This window comes from Streptomyces sp. NPDC058685 (genome assembly GCF_042714725.1).
Taxonomy (GTDB): Bacteria; Actinomycetota; Actinomycetes; order Streptomycetales; family Streptomycetaceae; genus Streptomyces.
This window is the reverse complement of sequence record NZ_JBHXSL010000006.1, coordinates 229,092-245,790: the sequence shown is the minus strand read 5'-3', so window position 1 is coordinate 245,790 and position 16,699 is coordinate 229,092. Positions and strand designations below refer to the sequence as shown.

22 protein-coding genes are annotated in these 16,699 nt (G+C 70.4%); 18 read left to right on the top strand and 4 right to left on the bottom strand.

From position 1 onward, the window contains the following. Positions 1–21 precede the first annotated feature (21 nt). From ACFWU3_RS08270 to ACFWU3_RS08250, 5 genes are all read left to right on the top strand, one after another. On the top strand, positions 22–771 hold the full coding sequence (locus tag ACFWU3_RS08270; RefSeq protein WP_384432963.1) for a DUF2993 domain-containing protein: 750 nt from the start codon (positions 22–24) through the stop codon (positions 769–771). Positions 772–964: 193 nt separating this feature from the next. Next, positions 965–1,048, top strand: coding sequence for a putative leader peptide (locus ACFWU3_RS08265; RefSeq protein ID WP_350807544.1), 84 nt, complete (start codon positions 965–967; stop codon positions 1,046–1,048). 147 nt (positions 1,049–1,195) lie between these two features. Continuing rightward, the gene (locus tag ACFWU3_RS08260) at positions 1,196–2,035 is read left to right on the top strand and encodes a sulfurtransferase (protein ID WP_384432960.1); all 840 of its coding nucleotides are present in this window, start codon (positions 1,196–1,198) and stop codon (positions 2,033–2,035) included. 28 nt (positions 2,036–2,063) lie between these two features. Continuing rightward, a complete protein-coding gene (locus ACFWU3_RS08255) occupies positions 2,064–2,351 on the top strand; it encodes a DUF1416 domain-containing protein (RefSeq protein ID WP_352210233.1) in 288 nt (95 codons plus the stop codon). Between the two features lie 97 nt (positions 2,352–2,448). Continuing rightward, entirely contained in the window at positions 2,449–2,709 is a 261-nt protein-coding gene (locus ACFWU3_RS08250; protein ID WP_384432957.1) for a DUF3099 domain-containing protein, read from the top strand. Between the two features lie 59 nt (positions 2,710–2,768). Here ACFWU3_RS08250 and ACFWU3_RS08245 read toward each other — a convergent pair whose 3' ends face one another. Further along, positions 2,769–3,131 (bottom strand): DsrE family protein, encoded by a 363-nt coding sequence (locus ACFWU3_RS08245; protein WP_313945539.1) that lies wholly within the window; start codon positions 3,129–3,131, stop codon positions 2,769–2,771. Positions 3,132–3,229: 98 nt separating this feature from the next. Between ACFWU3_RS08245 and ACFWU3_RS08240 the strand changes: the two genes are divergently transcribed. The 7 genes from ACFWU3_RS08240 (at position 3,230) to ACFWU3_RS08210 (ending at position 8,745) form a co-directional block, all read left to right on the top strand. Next, positions 3,230–3,976: a hypothetical protein gene (locus tag ACFWU3_RS08240; RefSeq protein ID WP_384432954.1), complete on the top strand. Its 747-nt coding sequence runs from the start codon at positions 3,230–3,232 to the stop codon at positions 3,974–3,976. A gap of 122 nt (positions 3,977–4,098) precedes the next feature. Continuing rightward, positions 4,099–4,884, top strand: coding sequence for a hypothetical protein (locus ACFWU3_RS08235; protein ID WP_384432951.1), 786 nt, complete (start codon positions 4,099–4,101; stop codon positions 4,882–4,884). After that, positions 4,881–5,894, top strand: coding sequence for a hypothetical protein (locus tag ACFWU3_RS08230; protein ID WP_384432949.1), 1,014 nt, complete (start codon positions 4,881–4,883; stop codon positions 5,892–5,894). The genes ACFWU3_RS08235 and ACFWU3_RS08230 overlap by 4 nt, the downstream gene beginning before the upstream one ends. Positions 5,895–6,141: 247 nt before the next feature. Next, on the top strand, positions 6,142–6,714 hold the full coding sequence (locus ACFWU3_RS08225; protein WP_384432946.1) for an FABP family protein: 573 nt from the start codon (positions 6,142–6,144) through the stop codon (positions 6,712–6,714). 90 nt (positions 6,715–6,804) lie between these two features. After that, positions 6,805–7,320 carry a response regulator transcription factor gene (locus tag ACFWU3_RS08220; protein WP_384432943.1) on the top strand — a complete coding sequence of 172 codons (516 nt, stop codon included), beginning with the start codon at positions 6,805–6,807 and terminating at the stop codon, positions 7,318–7,320. Then, positions 7,314–7,751, top strand: coding sequence for a Fur family transcriptional regulator (locus ACFWU3_RS08215; protein ID WP_384432940.1), 438 nt, complete (start codon positions 7,314–7,316; stop codon positions 7,749–7,751). Before ACFWU3_RS08220 ends, ACFWU3_RS08215 begins: the two co-directional genes overlap by 7 nt. 10 nt (positions 7,752–7,761) lie before the next feature. Continuing rightward, positions 7,762–8,745 (top strand): YgfZ/GcvT domain-containing protein, encoded by a 984-nt coding sequence (locus tag ACFWU3_RS08210; RefSeq protein ID WP_384432937.1) that lies wholly within the window; start codon positions 7,762–7,764, stop codon positions 8,743–8,745. Between the two features lie 48 nt (positions 8,746–8,793). Here the strand turns inward: ACFWU3_RS08210 and dtd are convergent, their stop codons facing one another. After that, positions 8,794–9,231 carry a D-aminoacyl-tRNA deacylase gene (gene dtd / locus ACFWU3_RS08205; RefSeq protein ID WP_352210225.1) on the bottom strand — a complete coding sequence of 146 codons (438 nt, stop codon included), beginning with the start codon at positions 9,229–9,231 and terminating at the stop codon, positions 8,794–8,796. Positions 9,232–9,380: 149 nt separating this feature from the next. Between dtd and ACFWU3_RS08200 the strand changes: the two genes are divergently transcribed. From ACFWU3_RS08200 to ACFWU3_RS08190, 3 genes are read left to right on the top strand one after another with little or no spacing between them, the layout of a single operon-like run. Next, positions 9,381–9,980 carry an ABC transporter substrate-binding protein gene (locus ACFWU3_RS08200; protein WP_384432933.1) on the top strand — a complete coding sequence of 200 codons (600 nt, stop codon included), beginning with the start codon at positions 9,381–9,383 and terminating at the stop codon, positions 9,978–9,980. 43 nt (positions 9,981–10,023) lie between these two features. Further along, positions 10,024–10,989, top strand: coding sequence for an asparaginase (locus tag ACFWU3_RS08195; protein ID WP_384432930.1), 966 nt, complete (start codon positions 10,024–10,026; stop codon positions 10,987–10,989). Positions 10,990–11,013: 24 nt separating this feature from the next. Further along, positions 11,014–12,258: a GNAT family N-acetyltransferase gene (locus ACFWU3_RS08190; protein ID WP_384432927.1), complete on the top strand. Its 1,245-nt coding sequence runs from the start codon at positions 11,014–11,016 to the stop codon at positions 12,256–12,258. Positions 12,259–12,478: 220 nt separating this feature from the next. On the opposite strand, the gene ACFWU3_RS08185 is transcribed toward ACFWU3_RS08190, so the two are convergent. Further along, on the bottom strand, positions 12,479–12,646 hold the full coding sequence (locus tag ACFWU3_RS08185; RefSeq protein ID WP_384432924.1) for a hypothetical protein: 168 nt from the start codon (positions 12,644–12,646) through the stop codon (positions 12,479–12,481). 228 nt (positions 12,647–12,874) lie between these two features. Here ACFWU3_RS08185 and ACFWU3_RS08180 point away from each other — a divergent pair, with 228 nt between their 5' ends. From ACFWU3_RS08180 to ACFWU3_RS08170, 3 genes are all read left to right on the top strand, one after another. Beyond that, positions 12,875–13,756 carry a winged helix-turn-helix domain-containing protein gene (locus tag ACFWU3_RS08180; protein WP_384432922.1) on the top strand — a complete coding sequence of 294 codons (882 nt, stop codon included), beginning with the start codon at positions 12,875–12,877 and terminating at the stop codon, positions 13,754–13,756. A 148-nt stretch (positions 13,757–13,904) separates the two neighbouring features. Continuing rightward, the gene (locus ACFWU3_RS08175; RefSeq protein WP_384432919.1) at positions 13,905–14,633 is read left to right on the top strand and encodes an HAD family hydrolase; all 729 of its coding nucleotides are present in this window, start codon (positions 13,905–13,907) and stop codon (positions 14,631–14,633) included. A 232-nt stretch (positions 14,634–14,865) separates the two neighbouring features. Beyond that, entirely contained in the window at positions 14,866–15,960 is a 1,095-nt protein-coding gene (locus ACFWU3_RS08170) for a phosphotransferase (RefSeq protein ID WP_384432916.1), read from the top strand. On the opposite strand, the gene ACFWU3_RS08165 is transcribed toward ACFWU3_RS08170, so the two are convergent. Next, a complete protein-coding gene (locus tag ACFWU3_RS08165; protein ID WP_384433084.1) occupies positions 15,928–16,653 on the bottom strand; it encodes an ABC transporter permease in 726 nt (241 codons plus the stop codon). The two genes, ACFWU3_RS08170 and ACFWU3_RS08165, sit on opposite strands and share 33 nt — an antisense overlap. Positions 16,654–16,699 lie beyond the last annotated feature (46 nt).

Sequence of the window (16,699 nt, the reverse complement as noted above, 5' to 3'; positions counted from 1 at the left end):
AGGGTGGGGGACACCGAAGCAATGCGCGCACTGCGAATACTGCTCATCATGGCCGTCGTCCTCGGCGGCATATTCGTCGCCGCGGACCGGATCGCGGTGAACATGGCCGAGTCCGAGGCGGCCGACAAGATCAAGAGCAGCCAGGGACTGAATTCCACTCCCGAGGTCTCCATCAAGGGCTTCCCGTTCCTCACCCAGGTGCTGGGCAAGGAGCTCGACGAGATAGACGTGAGCATCAGCGGCATCACCGGCAGCGCCGGCGGCCACACGGTGAACGTCACCGAGGTGAAGGCCGAACTGCTCGATGTGAGGATCAACAGCAGCTTCTCCTCCGCCACCGCGAGCCGCGCCGACGGCTCCGCCCGTATCTCGTACGCGGATCTCACGAAGGCCGCCCCGAAGGGCGCCACTGTTTCCTACGCGGGCCCCGAGCGGGCCGCCCAGGGCCAGGTCAAGCTCACCGGGCCGCTCGACGAACTGCTGGAGGGCGCGGGCATCGAGATTCCCGGCGCGCTCGAAGGACTGGTCAAGGGCCGGACCGTCTCGACGTACAGCAAGGTCTCGCTCCACGCCGGCACCACGGTCCGGCTGAAGGCGGAGACCCTGCCCTCCCTGCCGCTGCCCGGTTTCGACGAGAAGCTGCGCAAGCTCGTCGACTACGACCTGAAGATCGACGGTCTGCCGTCCAGCATCAAGCTCGACAAGCTGGAGGCGACGAAGGAGGGCCTGAGGTTCTCCGGCATCGGCAAGGACGTGTCGCTCGCGGGCTGACCCGCGCCGCCCGGGGCACGGCCGCATGGTGAGACGGCCGTGTCCGCTGGGTAGATGAACATGAGGCGGAAATCGGTCCGGAGACCCTGGGGGAGCGGTCCGGACCGGTCTGCGTACCGCATGCTGGACGATCGCGTCTCAGCATCCGACACGCCGGTGACATGGCGGCCGACTCGTCCCTACGATCGGTGGCATGAAGCAGCGACAGGCGGACCTCACGAAGCGGCGGGCAGTAGACCTGTGCCGCGTCGCCGCCATGCTCTGTCGCGCTGTCTGAGCGGGATATCTCTCCCGTTTCCCCCGGGCCCTTCGATGGTCAATCAGGGCCGCCCCCGGCGCTCCGCGCAGTGCATTCGCGCATCCGCGTAACCGCGCCCCCGCCTCTTCGCATCACCCGCCGCACACTGCCCCGGAGGAGAACAGCATGAGCCGCAGCGACGTCCTGGTAGACGCCGACTGGGTCGAGGCCCACATCGACGACCCGAAGGTCGCCATCGTCGAGGTCGACGAGGACACCTCGGCGTACGACAAGAACCACATCAAGAACGCGATCCGGATCGACTGGACGAAGGACCTCCAGGACCCGGTCCGCCGTGACTTCATCGACCAGGAGGGCTTCGAGAAGCTCCTGTCGGCGAAGGGCATCGCGAACGACACCACCGTCGTCCTCTACGGCGGCAACAACAACTGGTTCGCCTCGTACGCGTTCTGGTACTTCAAGCTCTACGGCCACGGTGACGTCCGCCTTCTCGACGGCGGCCGCAAGAAGTGGGAGCTGGACTCCCGCGACCTGGTCGACGAGGTCCCCGAGCGCCCGGCCACGGACTACAAGGCCAAGCCCCAGGACGTCTCGATCCGCGCCTTCCGTGACGACGTGGTCAAGGCGATCGGCTCCCAGAACCTGGTCGACGTGCGCTCGCCCGACGAGTTCAGCGGCAAGCTGCTCGCCCCGGCGCACCTCCCGCAGGAGCAGTCGCAGCGCCCCGGCCACGTGCCGAGCGCCCGCAACATCCCGTGGTCCAAGAACGCCAACGACGACGGCACCTTCAAGTCGGACGACGAGCTCAAGGCCCTCTACGAGGACGAGCAGGTCGACCTGTCGAAGGACACCATCGCGTACTGCCGCATCGGCGAGCGCTCCGCGCTGACCTGGTTCGTGCTGCACCAGCTGCTCGGCCAGGAGAACGTCAAGAACTACGACGGGTCGTGGACCGAGTACGGCTCCCTCGTCGGCGTGCCGATCGAGCTCGGCGCCAACAAGTAACCGAACCCCGACCTTTCTGGAGAGCAGTATGTGTGGAGCGAAGGCCGGCGGCCCCGACGCCTCGTCGATCAAGCCCGGTGAGACCACCATCCAGGGCCACGTGACCCGCGACGGCGAGCCCGTCACCGGCTACGTGCGTCTGCTGGACTCGACCGGCGAGTTCACCGCCGAGGTCCCGACCTCGGCGACCGGACAGTTCCGCTTCTACGCCGCCGAGGGCACGTGGACCGTGCGCGCCCTGGTGCCGGGCGGTACGGCGGACCGTACGGTCGTCGCCCGGACCGGCGGCCTCTCCGAGGTCGCGATCGCGGTCTGAGCCGCTGATCGGGCACATGCGAACGGCCAAGGGCCGCACCCCCGGGGGTTGGACGCCACCGGATGGGGGTGCGGCCCTTCGGTCGTACGCTGGAGACATGTACGCACGGCGTCGGCGTGGCTATTTCTGGCTGATGGGCGGATGCGTGGTCCTGTTCGTGTCCGCCTGGGCCGTGGTGCGGCTGTGGTCGGTGCCGGTGGCCGTGGGGATGTGTGTCGTCGCCATGGTCATCCCGCCGTTCGCGGCGATGATCGCGAACCGGCGGGGGCCCGACGACCGCTGGTGGGACGACCCGACGGGCGACAAGCAGTCCGACGACTGGTGGGACGAGCTGGACGGAAAGAACCGGCGGCAGTAACGGGCCCGGCGGCCCCGGCAGGTCCCGGCGCCCGCTCGTGACGCACCGTCAGCAGGCGTCTAGTAGACGAGAGCCTGTACGCCGTCGCCCATGATCTCGCTGACGAAGACCTGCGCGCCCGCGATCCGTACGCCCTCGATGACGTCCTTCTCCGTGATGTCCCGGCGTGCCGCGCACTGCGTGCAGAGCGTGATCAGCCCCACCGCCTGGATCGACTCGATGAGCGTCGGCAGCGGCGCCGCGTGCGGCAGTTCGAACTCGGCGGCCCGCCCCGGCAGCGCGAACCACGCGGACTCACCGGTCAGCCAGAGCGACACCTCCACCCCGCTGGCGGCGGCCACGGCCGCCACGGTGAACGCCTGCGAGCAGCGCTCGGGCGCATCGGAACCAGCGGTGACCTTGATCACGAGCTTCTTCGCCATATGCCGAACTGTAATGCGCGGCGGTGCAACCCACTCCGGGGCCTGTGGGTCTGCTGTGTGTGCACATACCGGAAGATCAGGAGAAGCCCGGTGAGCCTGTGGCTCCCGAGGCGGCGGCACCGCGCGGACGGGGCCGTACGGCGCTGGTCGTGGGGGCGGCGGCGGTGCTGGGGGTGCTGGCCGGAACGGTGACCGGCTATGCCGTGCAGATCGAACGCGAGCCGACTCCGCTGGGGCCGTTGTCCCAGCCGGAGTTGAGGACGCCGAGGACGGTCGCGGCGGGCCCGGACACCACACCGCTGACGGTCAGCGCGAACCGCCGGCATGCGACGGACGGCGATCTGCGTCAGCTGCTCGTCAAGAAGCCGAAGGGTGCCCAGACGGACCGGGGGGTGACGTCCGACGGGTGGACCGACGTCGTCACGTTCGCGGGCGACTACGACAAGCCCGACCGGCAGTTCACCTACCTGGCCGAGAGCGACATCCGGCGCATCGCCACGACCGCCTGGGAGCAGCGGGGCGGCATCTTCGTCACCGTCAATCTCATCCAGTTCCGGGACACGGCCAGGACCGGGGCCGCGGACTGGGTCTCCGCCCAGCAGTTCTACATGCCGTCGCAGGAGTTCGCCGGGCATGCCGGCGAACTCATCGCGGGGAGTGGCAACGGCCGGGTGTACGTCTTCAACGAGCCCGTCCGCAAGGCGGGTTACGAACCGCTGTACCAGGCCCGGGTCCTCGCCCACCGCGGTGATGTGGCCATGGAGATCTGGTACGTCGACAACACCCGCAAGATCTCCGAGAAGGCCGTGATGGCTCTCGCCGAGCAGCAACTGGGGCGCCTGTGAGCGAGCAGCCTTCGATTCCGGGGCTTCCGGCGGGCGAGCCCTCCGCCTCGACCGCGCCGCCGGCCGAGGAGCTTTCCGTCCCGAGTCCGCCGGTCGAGGAGCCTTCCGTCCCGGGTCCGCCGGTGTTGCCGCCTTCCGTGCCCGCCTCGCCGGAGCCGCTTCCCGAGGTTCTCGGCTCTGCCCGGGAGCCGCGGCGTGTCCACCCCAAACTGATCGCGGCGGTGTCGGGGGCCCTCGCGCTCGCCGTGGTCGCCGGTCTGGGCACTCTGGCCTTCGACCGGCTCGGCGACGCGGACCGCACAGCGCCCACCGTGGTGTGGGCCAATCCCCCGCAGCGGCCCGAGAACCCGGCGGCCGAGCCCACGGGCCTCGCCGCCAAACTGCCGCCGGTGCCGTACGAGTACCGGCTGGGACCGGATGTCGACGGACTGGGCAACAACACGGTCCTCGGCAGGAAGCAGGCGGTCGTCAAGTTCAAGGAAGGAACCCGCGGCCTCACCCCCGCCCAGCGCAAGGCCCGGGACAGGGCGATCGACAAGCTGCGGCTCCAGGGCCTCGCCGCGCGCAGTTATGTCTCCCTCGACCATGGGCTGATCGTCGAGATGCGGCTCGCGCAGATCGAGAACGCGAAGGACGGCCGGATGCTGGCCGCGTTCCAGAGCGAGTTCGCCGACGCGCTCGGCGTCCTGCGCAAGGGCCCCGCGGTCCCCGGCTTCAAGAACGCCCGATGCTTCCTGACGCCGAAGAGCACCGGGACGAAGTTCGACGCCATGTTCTGCAGCGCCTATGAGGGCGATGTGCTGGTCAACGTGTACGCCTACGGCCTCCGGCCGCTGGGCACCGCATCCGCCACCGAGCTGCTGAGGCTCCAGCTGGAGCATCTCGAATCCCCCGGGGAGTCCGTGTGATCGACGAATCCCGCACGGCACCCGAGGTGCGCTCCGTGCACGAGCCCGAGCTGTCCGCGCCGCAGGCCGACGGCGGCGTTCCGCCGGAGGCCCCGGAGGCGGAGGCTCCCGGAGACCGGGCGATCTCCGAGTCCTCCGAGCCCGCCACGATCGCCGCGCCGGCCGCGCCCGCCGAGTCCGCCACGATCGCCGAGTCCGCCACGATCTCCGAGCCCGCCGAGCCCGCCGCGCCCGCTGAGTCCGCCGCGCCCGGCCGTCGGAGGCGCCTGCGGACCGTGCTCCGCTGGACCGCCGCCACGGTGGTCTTCGCCGCGCTCGGAACGGGGGTCGCGTACGGCATCACCGAGCAGGAGCGCACCGACGTGCCCGGGCTCGCCACCGAGGACGACGGCCGCTGGGCCTACCCGAAACTGGCCAAGCCGGTGCTGCCGGCCGGTGCGGTCGATCCGTTCGACCGGACCAACGAGGGCCGGGTCCACTACGCGGATCTGAGCGCTCTGCTGCTCCCCCTGCCTGCGGGGGCCCGCCCGGACAAGCAGCTCAAGGGCGGGCGGGTGCCCGCCGGCCGATTCCTCGCCGAGTTCCCCGGGCACCAGCGCGAGGACCTGGAGCAGGATCTCACCGATGGAGGGCTGCGACACGTGGTGGCGCGGGGCTGGACCATGGGGGACTCCACCAGTACCCGGATCTACCTGCTGCGCTTCCACTCGGGCGTGTTCGCCGACGCGTTCTTCTCGGCGCATCTGGGCGGGGAGCCGGAGGCGGTCGCGCCGCTGAACGGGGTGGACCAGGTCGCGCCGGTCGACGAGTCCTACCCGTCCACCACCGCCGGCGTTCCCTCGACCGACCGCTTTGTGTACGGCGAGTCGGAGCCCGGGGCGGTGCATGTGCGCCACGCCTACATCACGGCCGGCGACACCGTCGCGCTGATCGTCCAGTCCCGGAAGGGCACGTCCGCGGCGGTCCCCTTCCACCAGACCGTCGTCCTGCAGAATCAGCTGCTCGGCTGACCTCGCAGAGAGACGGGACCGTCAACCCATTAGGCTGGGCACCGGCCCTGTTCCGCCACATCGCTCATCCGAGGAGCACCCCGTGCTTGAGGCATTCTTCGAAGCCCTTCTGGTCCTGGTCTGCGTCGGCGTCGCCGCCTTCGCCTGGCTGACCGTGAAGAAGCTCTACCAGGGCCAGCGCTAACCGAGCCGTACCGTCCGAGCCCTGTGACGACAGCCCCATCACTACAGATCGCCTGAGCTGCTCATGATCGAGATTCCGTCCGACCTGAACCCGGACCTCGTCCCCCTCGTCTTCCTCCTCGGAACCTGGGAGGGCGCGGGTGTCTCCGACTTCCCCGGCGCCGAGAAGTGCAACTTCGGCCAGTCCGTCACCTTCAGCCACGACGGCCGGGACTTCATCGAGTACGTCTCGCACTCCTGGGTGCTGGACGCCGAGGGCAACAAGGTCAGGCCGCTGGAGAGCGAGCACGGCTACTGGCGCATCGACAAGGACCGCAAGGTCGAGGTCGTCATGGTCCGCGATCAGGGCGTGATCGAGGTCTGGTACGGCGAACTCGCCGACCAGAAGCCGCAGATCGACATCGTGACGGACGCGGTCGCGCGGACCGCGTCCGCCGGCCCGTACAGCGGCGGCAAGCGGCTCTACGGGTATGTGAAGAGCGACCTGATGTGGGTGGGCGAGAAGTCCACGCCCGAGGTGCCGATGCGGCCGTACATGTCGGCGCATCTGAAGAAGGTCGTCTCCCCGGAGCAGGTCGAGTCCTGGGCGAAGGACCTCGGTGACCTCCCCGACGACGGCATCGCCTTCTTCAAGTAGCCGAGCGGCCCGCCTCGGGCGACCGCGATCCTCAAGCAACCCGAAGAGGATTCTCAGAATCCTCTGAGGCACGGCCGGTAGCTCTGGAATGTGACCAGAGCCGCCTCCGTGCTCGTCGTCGACGACGAGCCGGACATCCGTGAACTCCTCGCCCAGACGCTGCGCCTCGCCGGCTTCGACGTCGATTGCGCGGCCACCGGCATCGAGGCCATGCAGCAGCTCGGCGGCCGCGACCCGGATCTGGTCGTCCTGGACGTGCTGCTGCCTGATCTCGACGGGTTCGAGATCGCCCGCATGATGCGCAGGGCCGGGCACGACATGCCGGTCCTCTTCCTCACCGCCCCGGGCGCGGCCGACCGCTGCACCGGGCCCGCGGGCGATGCGGACGAGTGCGTGGCCAAGCCGTTCAGCCTCGAAGACGTGGTGCTGCGGATCAGGGCCCTGCTCGGCCGGACGCGGGACAGGGACGCCCCACGTCCCCCGCTCGGACGCCCCACGGCCCTCTCGGGCTCGCCGCCGCCCCGCCCGGACGGGCCGTCGGCCGAGCAGCCCGTTCATAGCCCCGTCCGCCGCCCGGCGGCCGACCTACACTGGGTCCCGTGGTGAGCATCGACTGGAAGAGCGATCTGCGGCAGCGCGGTTACCGGCTGACCCCACAGCGGCAGCTTGTCCTGGAGGCCGTCGACTCCCTGGAGCACGCGACGCCGGACGACATCCTCGCCGAGGTGCGCAAGACCGCGTCCGGCGTGAACATCTCCACCGTCTACCGGACCCTGGAGCTCCTGGAGGAACTCCATCTGGTCTCGCACGCCCATCTCGGCCACGGCGCTCCGACCTATCACCTCGCCGACCGGCACCACCACATCCACCTGGTGTGCCGCGACTGCACGACCGTGATCGAGGCGGACGTCTCCGTCGCCTCGGAGTTCACCGCGAAGCTGCGCGAGACCTTCGGGTTCGACACCGACATGAAGCACTTCGCGATCTTCGGCCGCTGTGAGAAGTGCTCCGCCGAGGCTTCGACCACCGAGTCGTAGGCTGGGGCGCATGCTGCAACATTCACGTACAGCCAGCCCGCTGCTGTCCCGGCCCGGCGCCGTCCCCGCCGAGGGGCACGACGAAGGGGTCGCCGCGCACTACGGCGACCTGTTCCGTGAGCAGCGCGCCCTCGCGGACGGCCGGGGTCTCGTCGACCTCTCCCACCGCGGTGTCGTCGCCGTCACCGGTGACGACCGGCTGAGCTGGCTGCATCTGCTGCTCACGCAGCATGTGAGCGACCTTCCGACGGGACAGGCCACGGAGGCGCTGATCCTCTCCGCCCACGGCCACATCGAGCACGCGCTGTACCTCGTCGACGACGGCGAGACGGTGTGGATGCATGTGGAGCCGGGCACCGAGGAGGCGCTCATCGCCTACCTGGAGTCGATGAAGTTCTTCTACCGGGTCGAGGTCGCCGAGCGCACCGCCGAGATCGCCGTGGTGCATCTGCCCGCCGGCTCCATCGCCGAGGTCCCGGACGGCGTGGTCGTACGCGAGACGCCGCACGGCCGCGATCTGTTCCTGCCGCGCGCCGACCTGGAGACGTACGCCGACGCGAACGGCCCCCTCGCCGGGATCCTGGCCTACGAGGCCCTGCGCGTGGAGACCCACCGGCCGCGCGTCGGCTTCGAGACCGACCACCGCACCATCCCGCACGAGCTGGGCTGGATCGGCTCCGCGGTCCACCTCCAGAAGGGCTGCTACCGCGGCCAGGAGACCGTGGCGCGCGTCCACAACCTGGGGAAGCCGCCGCGCCGGCTGGTCTTCCTGCACCTGGACGGCAGCGAGGTCCATCTGCCCGGCCCCGGCACTCCGATCCGGCTCGCGGCCGACGGAGAGGAGGGCCGCAAGCTCGGGTTCATCACCACCTCGGCCCGCCACCACGAGCTCGGCCCGATCGCGCTGGCGCTGGTGAAGCGCAATGTGCCGGTGGACGCGGAGCTGCTGGCGGGCGACACGGCCGCCGCGCAGGAGACGGTCGTCGAACCCTAGGGTCCGGGAGAGGCCATGTCCGCAGGCTCTGACCGGTCCTCGGACCGGTCAGATCTCGATCAGTACGGTGAACGGGCCGTGATTGGTGAGCGAGACCCGCATGCTCGCCCCGAACCGGCCCGTCCGTACGGTCGCCCCCAGTGCCCGCAGCTGCGCCACCACCTCGTCCACCAGCGGCTCGGCCACCGGCCCCGGCGCGGCCGCGTTCCAGGTGGGGCGGCGGCCCTTCCGGGCGTCCCCGTAGAGAGTGAACTGCGAAATCACCAGCAAGGGCGCATTCACGTCCGAGCAGGACTTCTCGCCCTCCAGGATCCGGAGCGACCAGAGCTTGCGGGCGAGCTGCGCCGCCTTCTCCGCGGTGTCCTCGTGGGTGACTCCCACCAGCACACACAGGCCTTCGCCGATGATCTCGCCGACCGTCTCGGAGCCGGACTCCTCCGTCACGTCGACGCTCGCGCCGTCGACCCTCTGCACCACTGCACGCATACAGACCAACCTATCTGGGGCTGAACGGGTGCAGAGCGCCTGCGTCGGACGGTTCGGGAGTGGCACGATGCCATGAGGCGGTGCATCCCCCCGGCCCTTCCGGGCCTGCGGAGACCCCATGCACCGGTCGAGGGGACGGACATACGCACATGAGCACATCTGGCGCCGGGCAGACGACGGGTCCCGTTTCGATTCCCGCATTCCCACCGGCGGCGGCCCGTGCCGCCCGCCCGCCCCAGCAGCGCACCGCGGACGCCCTGCCGGAGCCGCCGCAGTACGACCTCCCCGCCCTGCGCCTGGCCGAGCTGCGGGTGCTGCGCCGGGACGCGCAGCGCGACGAGGCGGACCTCAGCTATGTGCGGCGGCTGCTCCAGGGCCGGATCGACATCCTGCGGGCGGAACTCGCGCGGCGTACGGACCCGGAGACCCCCGTCGTGGACCGGCTGTCGGAGATCCTCGCCGACACCCCGTCCCGGCACCGCTCCTCCGCCCGCCATGTGACGCTCTCGACGCCGCACGGCGAGGAGTACCGGCGGCTCGCGGCCGACATGCTCTCCGATGTGGAGCTCTCCGATCTCGACGCCCGTACGGACGAAGAGCTGCACGCGGGAATGGGACAGCTGATCCGCTACGAACAGCAGGTGTCCCGCCGCCGGCAGCTGCTCCAGCGCACGGCGGACGATTGCAGTGCGGAGATCGCCCGCAGGTACCGTGAGGGCGAAGCGCAAGTAGACGACCTGCTCACCTGAGGCGATCCTGCCGGGAGCGGGTTCCCGCCCCGGAAGGCCGACGATGAGCTCCACCTCCGCCAGCACCGCCATACCGCCGGTCCTCGCCGAAGTCGTACGTTCCGGCTTTGTCGAGGGCCATCACCGCGGATCTCTCGTCGTCCTCGCGGCCGACGGCAGTGTGGAGTTCGCGCTCGGCGACCCGGCGACCCCCGTCTTCCCGCGCTCCAGCAACAAGCCGATGCAGGCGGCCGCGGTCCTCCGGGCCGGGCTCGACCTCTCGGGGGAGCGGCTGGCGCTGGCGGCCGCGAGTCACTCAGGAGAAAGCTTTCACCTCGATCTCGTACGGAAGATGCTCGCCGAGCACGGCCTGACGGCGGACGAGCTCCGGACTCCGCCCGACCTGCCGCTGGACCCGGTGGAGGCCGAGACGTACCTCGCCGCGGGGCATGTGCGCGACCGGGTCACCATGAACTGCTCGGGCAAGCACGCCGCGATGCTCGCCGCCTGTGCCCGGGCAGGCTGGGACCGTACGACCTACCTCGACCCGGCGCATCCGCTCCAGCAGTTGGTGCACGAGGTCGTCGAGGACGTCTCCGGCGAGCAGGTGGGTGCGGTGGGCACCGACGGCTGCGGAGCGCCGCTGATGGCGATCAGCCTCACCGGGCTCGCCCGGTCCTTCCGCTCCTTCGTGCTCGCCGGCGCCGGCACGGCCGAACGACGGGTCGCCGACGCGATGCGGGCGCACCCGGAGTACGTGGCCGGCACCCGCAGGGCCGACACCTGGCTGATGCGGGAGGTGCCGGGCGCGCTGTCCAAGATGGGAGCCGAGGCCGTGCAGGCGGTGGCGCTGGAGGACGGCCGCGCGCTGGCCTTCAAGGTCGACGACGGCGCGAGCCGCGCGCTCGGGCCCGTGCTGGCCAGGGCGCTGCGTCTGATGGGTGTGGACGCGCCGGTGGTGGCGAGGATCGGCCGGATGCCGCTGCTCGGCGGCGGGGCCGAGGTCGGGGAAATTCGCGCGACTTTCTGACGGCCGCGTGCTTAGCGTGGGTGTATGAGCGTCGAGACCCGTATCGCGACCGAGTCCGAATACCCCGACTGGCTGCGGGCGTTGGCCACCGGCTTTCTGCGCCCGCCCGCGATCACCGACGAGGAGATCGCGTTGCGCCGTGCGCACACGGATCTCAGCCGGGTGCGGGGCGCGTTCGACGACGGCCGCTGTGTCGCGACGTACCGCACCTTCGAGCAGCGGCTGACCGTGCCCGGCGGCGGCACGGTGGCAGCGAACGCCGTCTCGAACGTCACCGTCAGCCCCACCCACCGCCGCCGCGGGCTGCTCAGCCGGATGATGACCGCGGACCTGGCGGAGGCCAAGGAGCGCGGTGACGTGGTGTCGACGCTGATCGCCGCGGAGTACCCGATCTACGGCCGCTACGGCTTCGGGCCCGCCGCCTGGCTCACCGAGTGGTCCGTCGACGTCCCGCGCACGGGCATCGACCCGCGCTGGTCGGGTCCGTCCGACGGCGGCCGTGTCGACCTGGTGGACGGCACGGACGTCCGCAAGCTCGGCCCGGAACTGCATCAGCGCCTCGCGGCCGTGCAGCCGGGCTTCGTGAGCCGCGACGAGCGCTGGTGGCAGCTCCACACGGGCCAGGCCCTGCCGCCGGGCGACCCGTGGACCGAGCCCTTCTACGCTGTTTACCGCGCGGCGTCCGGCGAGATCGAGGGCCTGCTCTCCTACCGCTCGGACGACCACTGGGGAGACGCGAAGCAGCCGCTGAACACGGCGTCGGTGCGCGAACTGCTGGCCCTCTCCCCGGCGGCGGAGCGCGCGCTGTGGCACTTCGTCTGCTCGGTCGACTGGATCACGAGGGTGAAGTCCGGCGGACGCGCCCCGGACGACCTGCTCCCTCTGCTCCTCCCGGACCCGAGGGCGGCGCGGATCGTGACGCACGCCGACTTCCTGTGGGTGCGGATCCTGGATGTCGTACGGGCGCTGGAGGCGCGCAGCTACGAGGGCTCGGGCACGCTGGTGCTGGAGCTCCACGACCGGATGGGCCTGGCGGACGGCCGCTTCCGCCTGGAGGCGTCCCCGGAGGGCGCGACCTGCGCCCCGTCGTCGGACGCCCCGGATCTGACCCTGGACATCGCGGAGTTGGGGACGCTGTACCTGGGTGACGAGTCGGCGGTACGACTGACGGCGCTCGGCCGGGTGGAGGAGAACACGGCGGGAGCGGCGCACGTGGCGGACGGGGTGTTCCGCACGTCGCGGCGGGCGTGGTGCCCGGACGTCTTCTGACATCTGCGAGGTGTGCCCGGGCAGTTGTGCCGTCAGGGGCATGGGAGTGCCCGGACACCTTTGCGTCAGGGGCATGGGAGTGCCCGGACACCTTTGACGTCAGGGGCATGGGAGTGCCCGGACACCTTTGACGTCTGCGGCGCGGGTGCCACTCGCGCGGTGATGTCCGGGCGGGGGGTTGCGCTCGGTGCGCTCGGTGGTGCGTGGGGAGTTGTGCCTGTCAGCTGCCGGCGCTGATGGCGGGCGTGATGAGGAGAATGCCGCCGATGCCGGCGCAGGTGGCGTTCTCGGCCTTGACTCCGATGGTCAGCAGAGCGAGCCCCACGGCGGCGACGAAGCCGTACCGCAGCTGCACGTACTGCTCGAGAAAAAGGGCGATCAGGGGCACGGCGATCCCTCCTCGGGCTGGGGAGTGGAACGGCAGAGGTGCGGAGTCGTCCGCACGCGGCACCCGTACGACGGTGGACGGGGAGCAGCGGAGCTACGAACAGCCGGGCGGGTCGGCCGACCGGCCAAGTAGCGACCAACTTCATTGAAGTTGTCCCCACTTGGTTGCAGTTCATAAACAACTTGCAGGTAACTCCCGCTAGATGGTCAGAAGTTGTAGCGTTCTGTTGTGACCCACGAGCACAGTGCACTCAACGGCACCAGAAAACCCTCGCCCCACGAGGTGGCCGACATCCTGACCGAGCGCATCCGGACCGGCCTGCTCAGGGCGGGCGAGCGGATGCCCACGCAGGAGACCCTCGCCGACGAATTCGGCGTCGAGCGCCGGGCGATCCGTCAGGCGCTCGACCTGCTCCGGGACGCAGGTCTGCTCACCGCCGGCGTCCGGGGCGCCCCGGCGCGCATCGCGCCGCCGAGCGAGGCGGAGGCCTCGACGGAACCGCAGCAGACGGCTGCCGGGCTGCGGCCGCGGGTGATGGAGGCGTTCCAGGCCCGGCACGTGACCATCGACGCGATCTGTCTGACCGCCGAGTCGCTGAATCTGGCGCTCGCCGACCCGTTGCAGCTGATGCGCTCGGGCCAGGTCACCCCCGAGAGTGTGACTGTCCGGCTGTTGCTGCCCTCGCGCGATCTGGACCTCGCCTTCCCCCGGCCCGCCGAGAACGCGGCGGACGAGAGGAAGGTCCACGAGCACTGGCTGTCGCTGCGGAACAGCCATGGCCAGGTCCTGCGCTCCAGCCTGCGGGCGCTGCGGACGACCCGCGGCATCGCCGTCGACGTCACGCTGAAGGCGCTGCCCTTCACCCCGCCCGTGAAGCTCTATCTGCTGAATGGCTCCGAGGCGCTGTTCGCGTACTACACCGTGAAGAAGCGCGAGGAGCAGATCGGCGACACCCCCACCGTGATCTACGACGCGCTCGGCAGCGACTCGCTGCTGTTCGCCTTCGAGCGCGCCGGCGAGGCGCGGGACGATTCCTTTGTGATCCAGTCGCAGGCTTGGTTCGACGGCCTGTGGGGCACGCTTGCCTCGGACATCACCCTCGCCGGCTGACCCGACGGCTGCCCTGCGAGGAGCCCGGTGCGATCCGGGCGACCGGCCCTCCTCGCCAACCACCCGTTCCGGCAACGGTGTTGCGGGCAGTATGGGAAGCGGCACCGGCCGGTCCGGACCTGCCCCCTGCCCCGACGGACGGAGCGATGTGACCGACTCGCACCCGACCGCTGTGTCCGGCCTCTTCACCGCCGCCAAGTGCGTGCTCTTCGATTTCGACGGGCCCGTGTGCGACCTCTTCGCCGGGCACGCGGCATCCGATGTGGCCCGTGATCTGCGGCACTGGATCGCGCGGAACATGCCGGCCGGTGTGCCGCAGCCGCAGGCCGTCGACGATCCGCTCGCCTGGCTGCGGGCCGCGGCCGTCGAGTACCCCGGCAGTGAGCTGGTGTCGTCGATGGAGCGCCACCTCACCTCGCTGGAGGTGACCGCGACCCTGAGCGCGCAGCCGACCGCGGGCGTGGACGAGCTGATACGCCGTCTCGGCGCGGCGAGCTTCCGGCTGGCGGTCACCACCAACAACTCGGCGCGGGCGGCCCAGGGGTACCTCCTGCGCACCGGCCTCGCCGACTTCTTCGGCGACCACATACACGGCCGCGTCGCCGACCCGCTGCGGATGAAGCCGGACCCGCACTGCCTGAGCCGGGCCCTGGAGACGACCGGCTCCACTCCTGCCGAGTCCCTGATGATCGGGGACTCGGCGGCGGACTGTCTGGCCGCGGCGGAGCTGGGCGTGCCGTTCCTCGGGTACGCGCCCCACGCGAGGAAGCGCCGCGAACTGATCGCCGCGGGCGCGGACGAGGCCGCGGTCGTCTCCACCATCGTGGAGCTGCTGCCGGTGCTCGACGGTCTCGGGGCGGGCCTTCCGGTCGAATAGCGGCCAAGTGCGGCCACCTTTCGAGAGATGGCCCCAGGATGGCCGCCGCTGCTGTAACTTCGCAGCACGCTTCGAGCGGCTGAGCGGGGTACCCGGCGCCTCGAGCGTGCTTCGAGCGGGTGAGTTCAGACTGTGCGGGGGCGGGGCTTTGCCGAAAAGGCCGCCCCGGAACTTCCTGGACGGATAGCTTCCTCGAATCACTTCCTGATCCGGAACATCAAGGGCACCAGCGATGACAGTGGACGCGGCTTCGGAGGTTCGCCGGCAGGCCGGCGCGCTGAGCCGCGACGACCGGCTGGTCATCGGTCCGCTGGAGGGCCACCACCACGAGACGTACGCCTTTCCTCTGCCGGTCCCGCTGAAGGGCCGGTTCGAGCGGGCCAAGCTGCGGGTGCGGCGCCCGGACGTGGTGTGGTTCGACAGCCGGTGCTTCGAGATCGAGGACGAGCTCCTGAGGGTCCTTCAGGACCGGATCGACCGGATCCCGGTCCAGGAAGAGGTCCTTCGGGGCGTCGTCCTCACCGGTTTCATCGAAGGCGGCCCGCTGGGCCGCCGCTCCCCGACCGAACGACAGCTGCGTCAGCTCGGGCTGTTGTTCCGGCAGTTGGCCGCCGTCCCCGCCGACGCTCTCAGTGGACTGCGGCGCACCGGCGGTCACGAGGACCACGGTGTGCAGCCCGGGGATTCGGGCGCCTTTCTGAACCGGCTCATCGGATTCACCGCCGATGACGTCCTCGGCCGGTACCACCCGGAGTACGGCGAATTGTTCACGGCCTTCGGCGTCGAGTCCGGCGCCCTGGAGGCGCTCAGGCCCGGCAACGGCCACCGGACGATGACGGACCGCCCCTTCAGCCTGCTCCACGGCGATCTGCACCGGGACAACTTCATCGTCGACCTGTCCGGCGACCTGTGGACCATCGACTGGGAGCTCGCGCTGATCGGCGATCCCCTCTACGAACTGGCCACCCATCTGCATCTGATGCGCTACACGGACGAGCAGGAGACCCGCGTCGCCCGGTTGTGGGCGCAGGCTCTGGACGGAACGGGGGCCACCCGCGGCTGGGACAGGGACCTGCCGCATCTGCTCGACTACAAGCGCGTCCAGTCCGTCGTCACGGACATCGTCCGGGCCGCCCGGACCATCGGCGCCCGGCCCGACGCCACCGGGCCGGAGTTCCACGACGCGGCGAGCCGGGTCCATCGGGCGCTGGTCGCGGCGCGCGAACCGCTCCGTCTGACCGCCGTCCCCTCGCTGGAGCGGGTGATGGCCGTCCATGCCGACTGGCTCAAGTCCTCACCGCGTCCGCACCCGGAACAGCACCCCTGACACCCCCGTCGCCACCGCCATGATCCCCGCGCACCACGCCAGTGCCGTCCAGGGTGTCGTGCCCACCGGCTGGGAGAGCAGCAGGCCGCGCAGGGACTCGATCAGCGGGGTCACCGGCTGGTGGTCCGCGAAGGAGTGGAGCCAGCCCGGCATCGTGTCGATCGGGACGAACGCGCTGCTCGGGTAGGGCAGGAAGGACATGAAGAAGGTGAAGCCGCCCGCCGCCTCCGGGCTTCTCGCCAGCAGGCCGACCGCCGCCGCGAGCCAGGAGATCGCGATCAGAAACGCGATCAGGATGCCGCCGGCCGCCAGCCAGGCCGCGGGGGACGCCGAGGGGCGGAAGCCGACCAGCAGGGCGACCGCGAGGACCAGGGCCGTGGAGAGCAGGTTGCGCAGGGTGCTGGCGGCGACATGACCCGTCAGGATCGCGGTGCCGCCGACGTCCAGGGAGCGGAAGCGGTCGATGATGCCGCCCTTCATGTCCTCGCTCACCCCCACCGCGGTGGTCGACGCGCCGAAGGCCGCGCACAGGACGAGGATGCCGGGCACCACGTACGTCACGTACGCCGTCCCGGTGTCGATGGCTCCGCCGAAGAAGTAGATGAAGACCACCATCATCATCAGCGGCAGCATCATCGACGTGATGACGGCGTCGACGTTGCGCCGGCTGAGGCGGATGCTGCGGCCGGACATCGTCACGGCGGCGGTCAGCGCGGGCGTCACCGTACGGCTCAGGGCG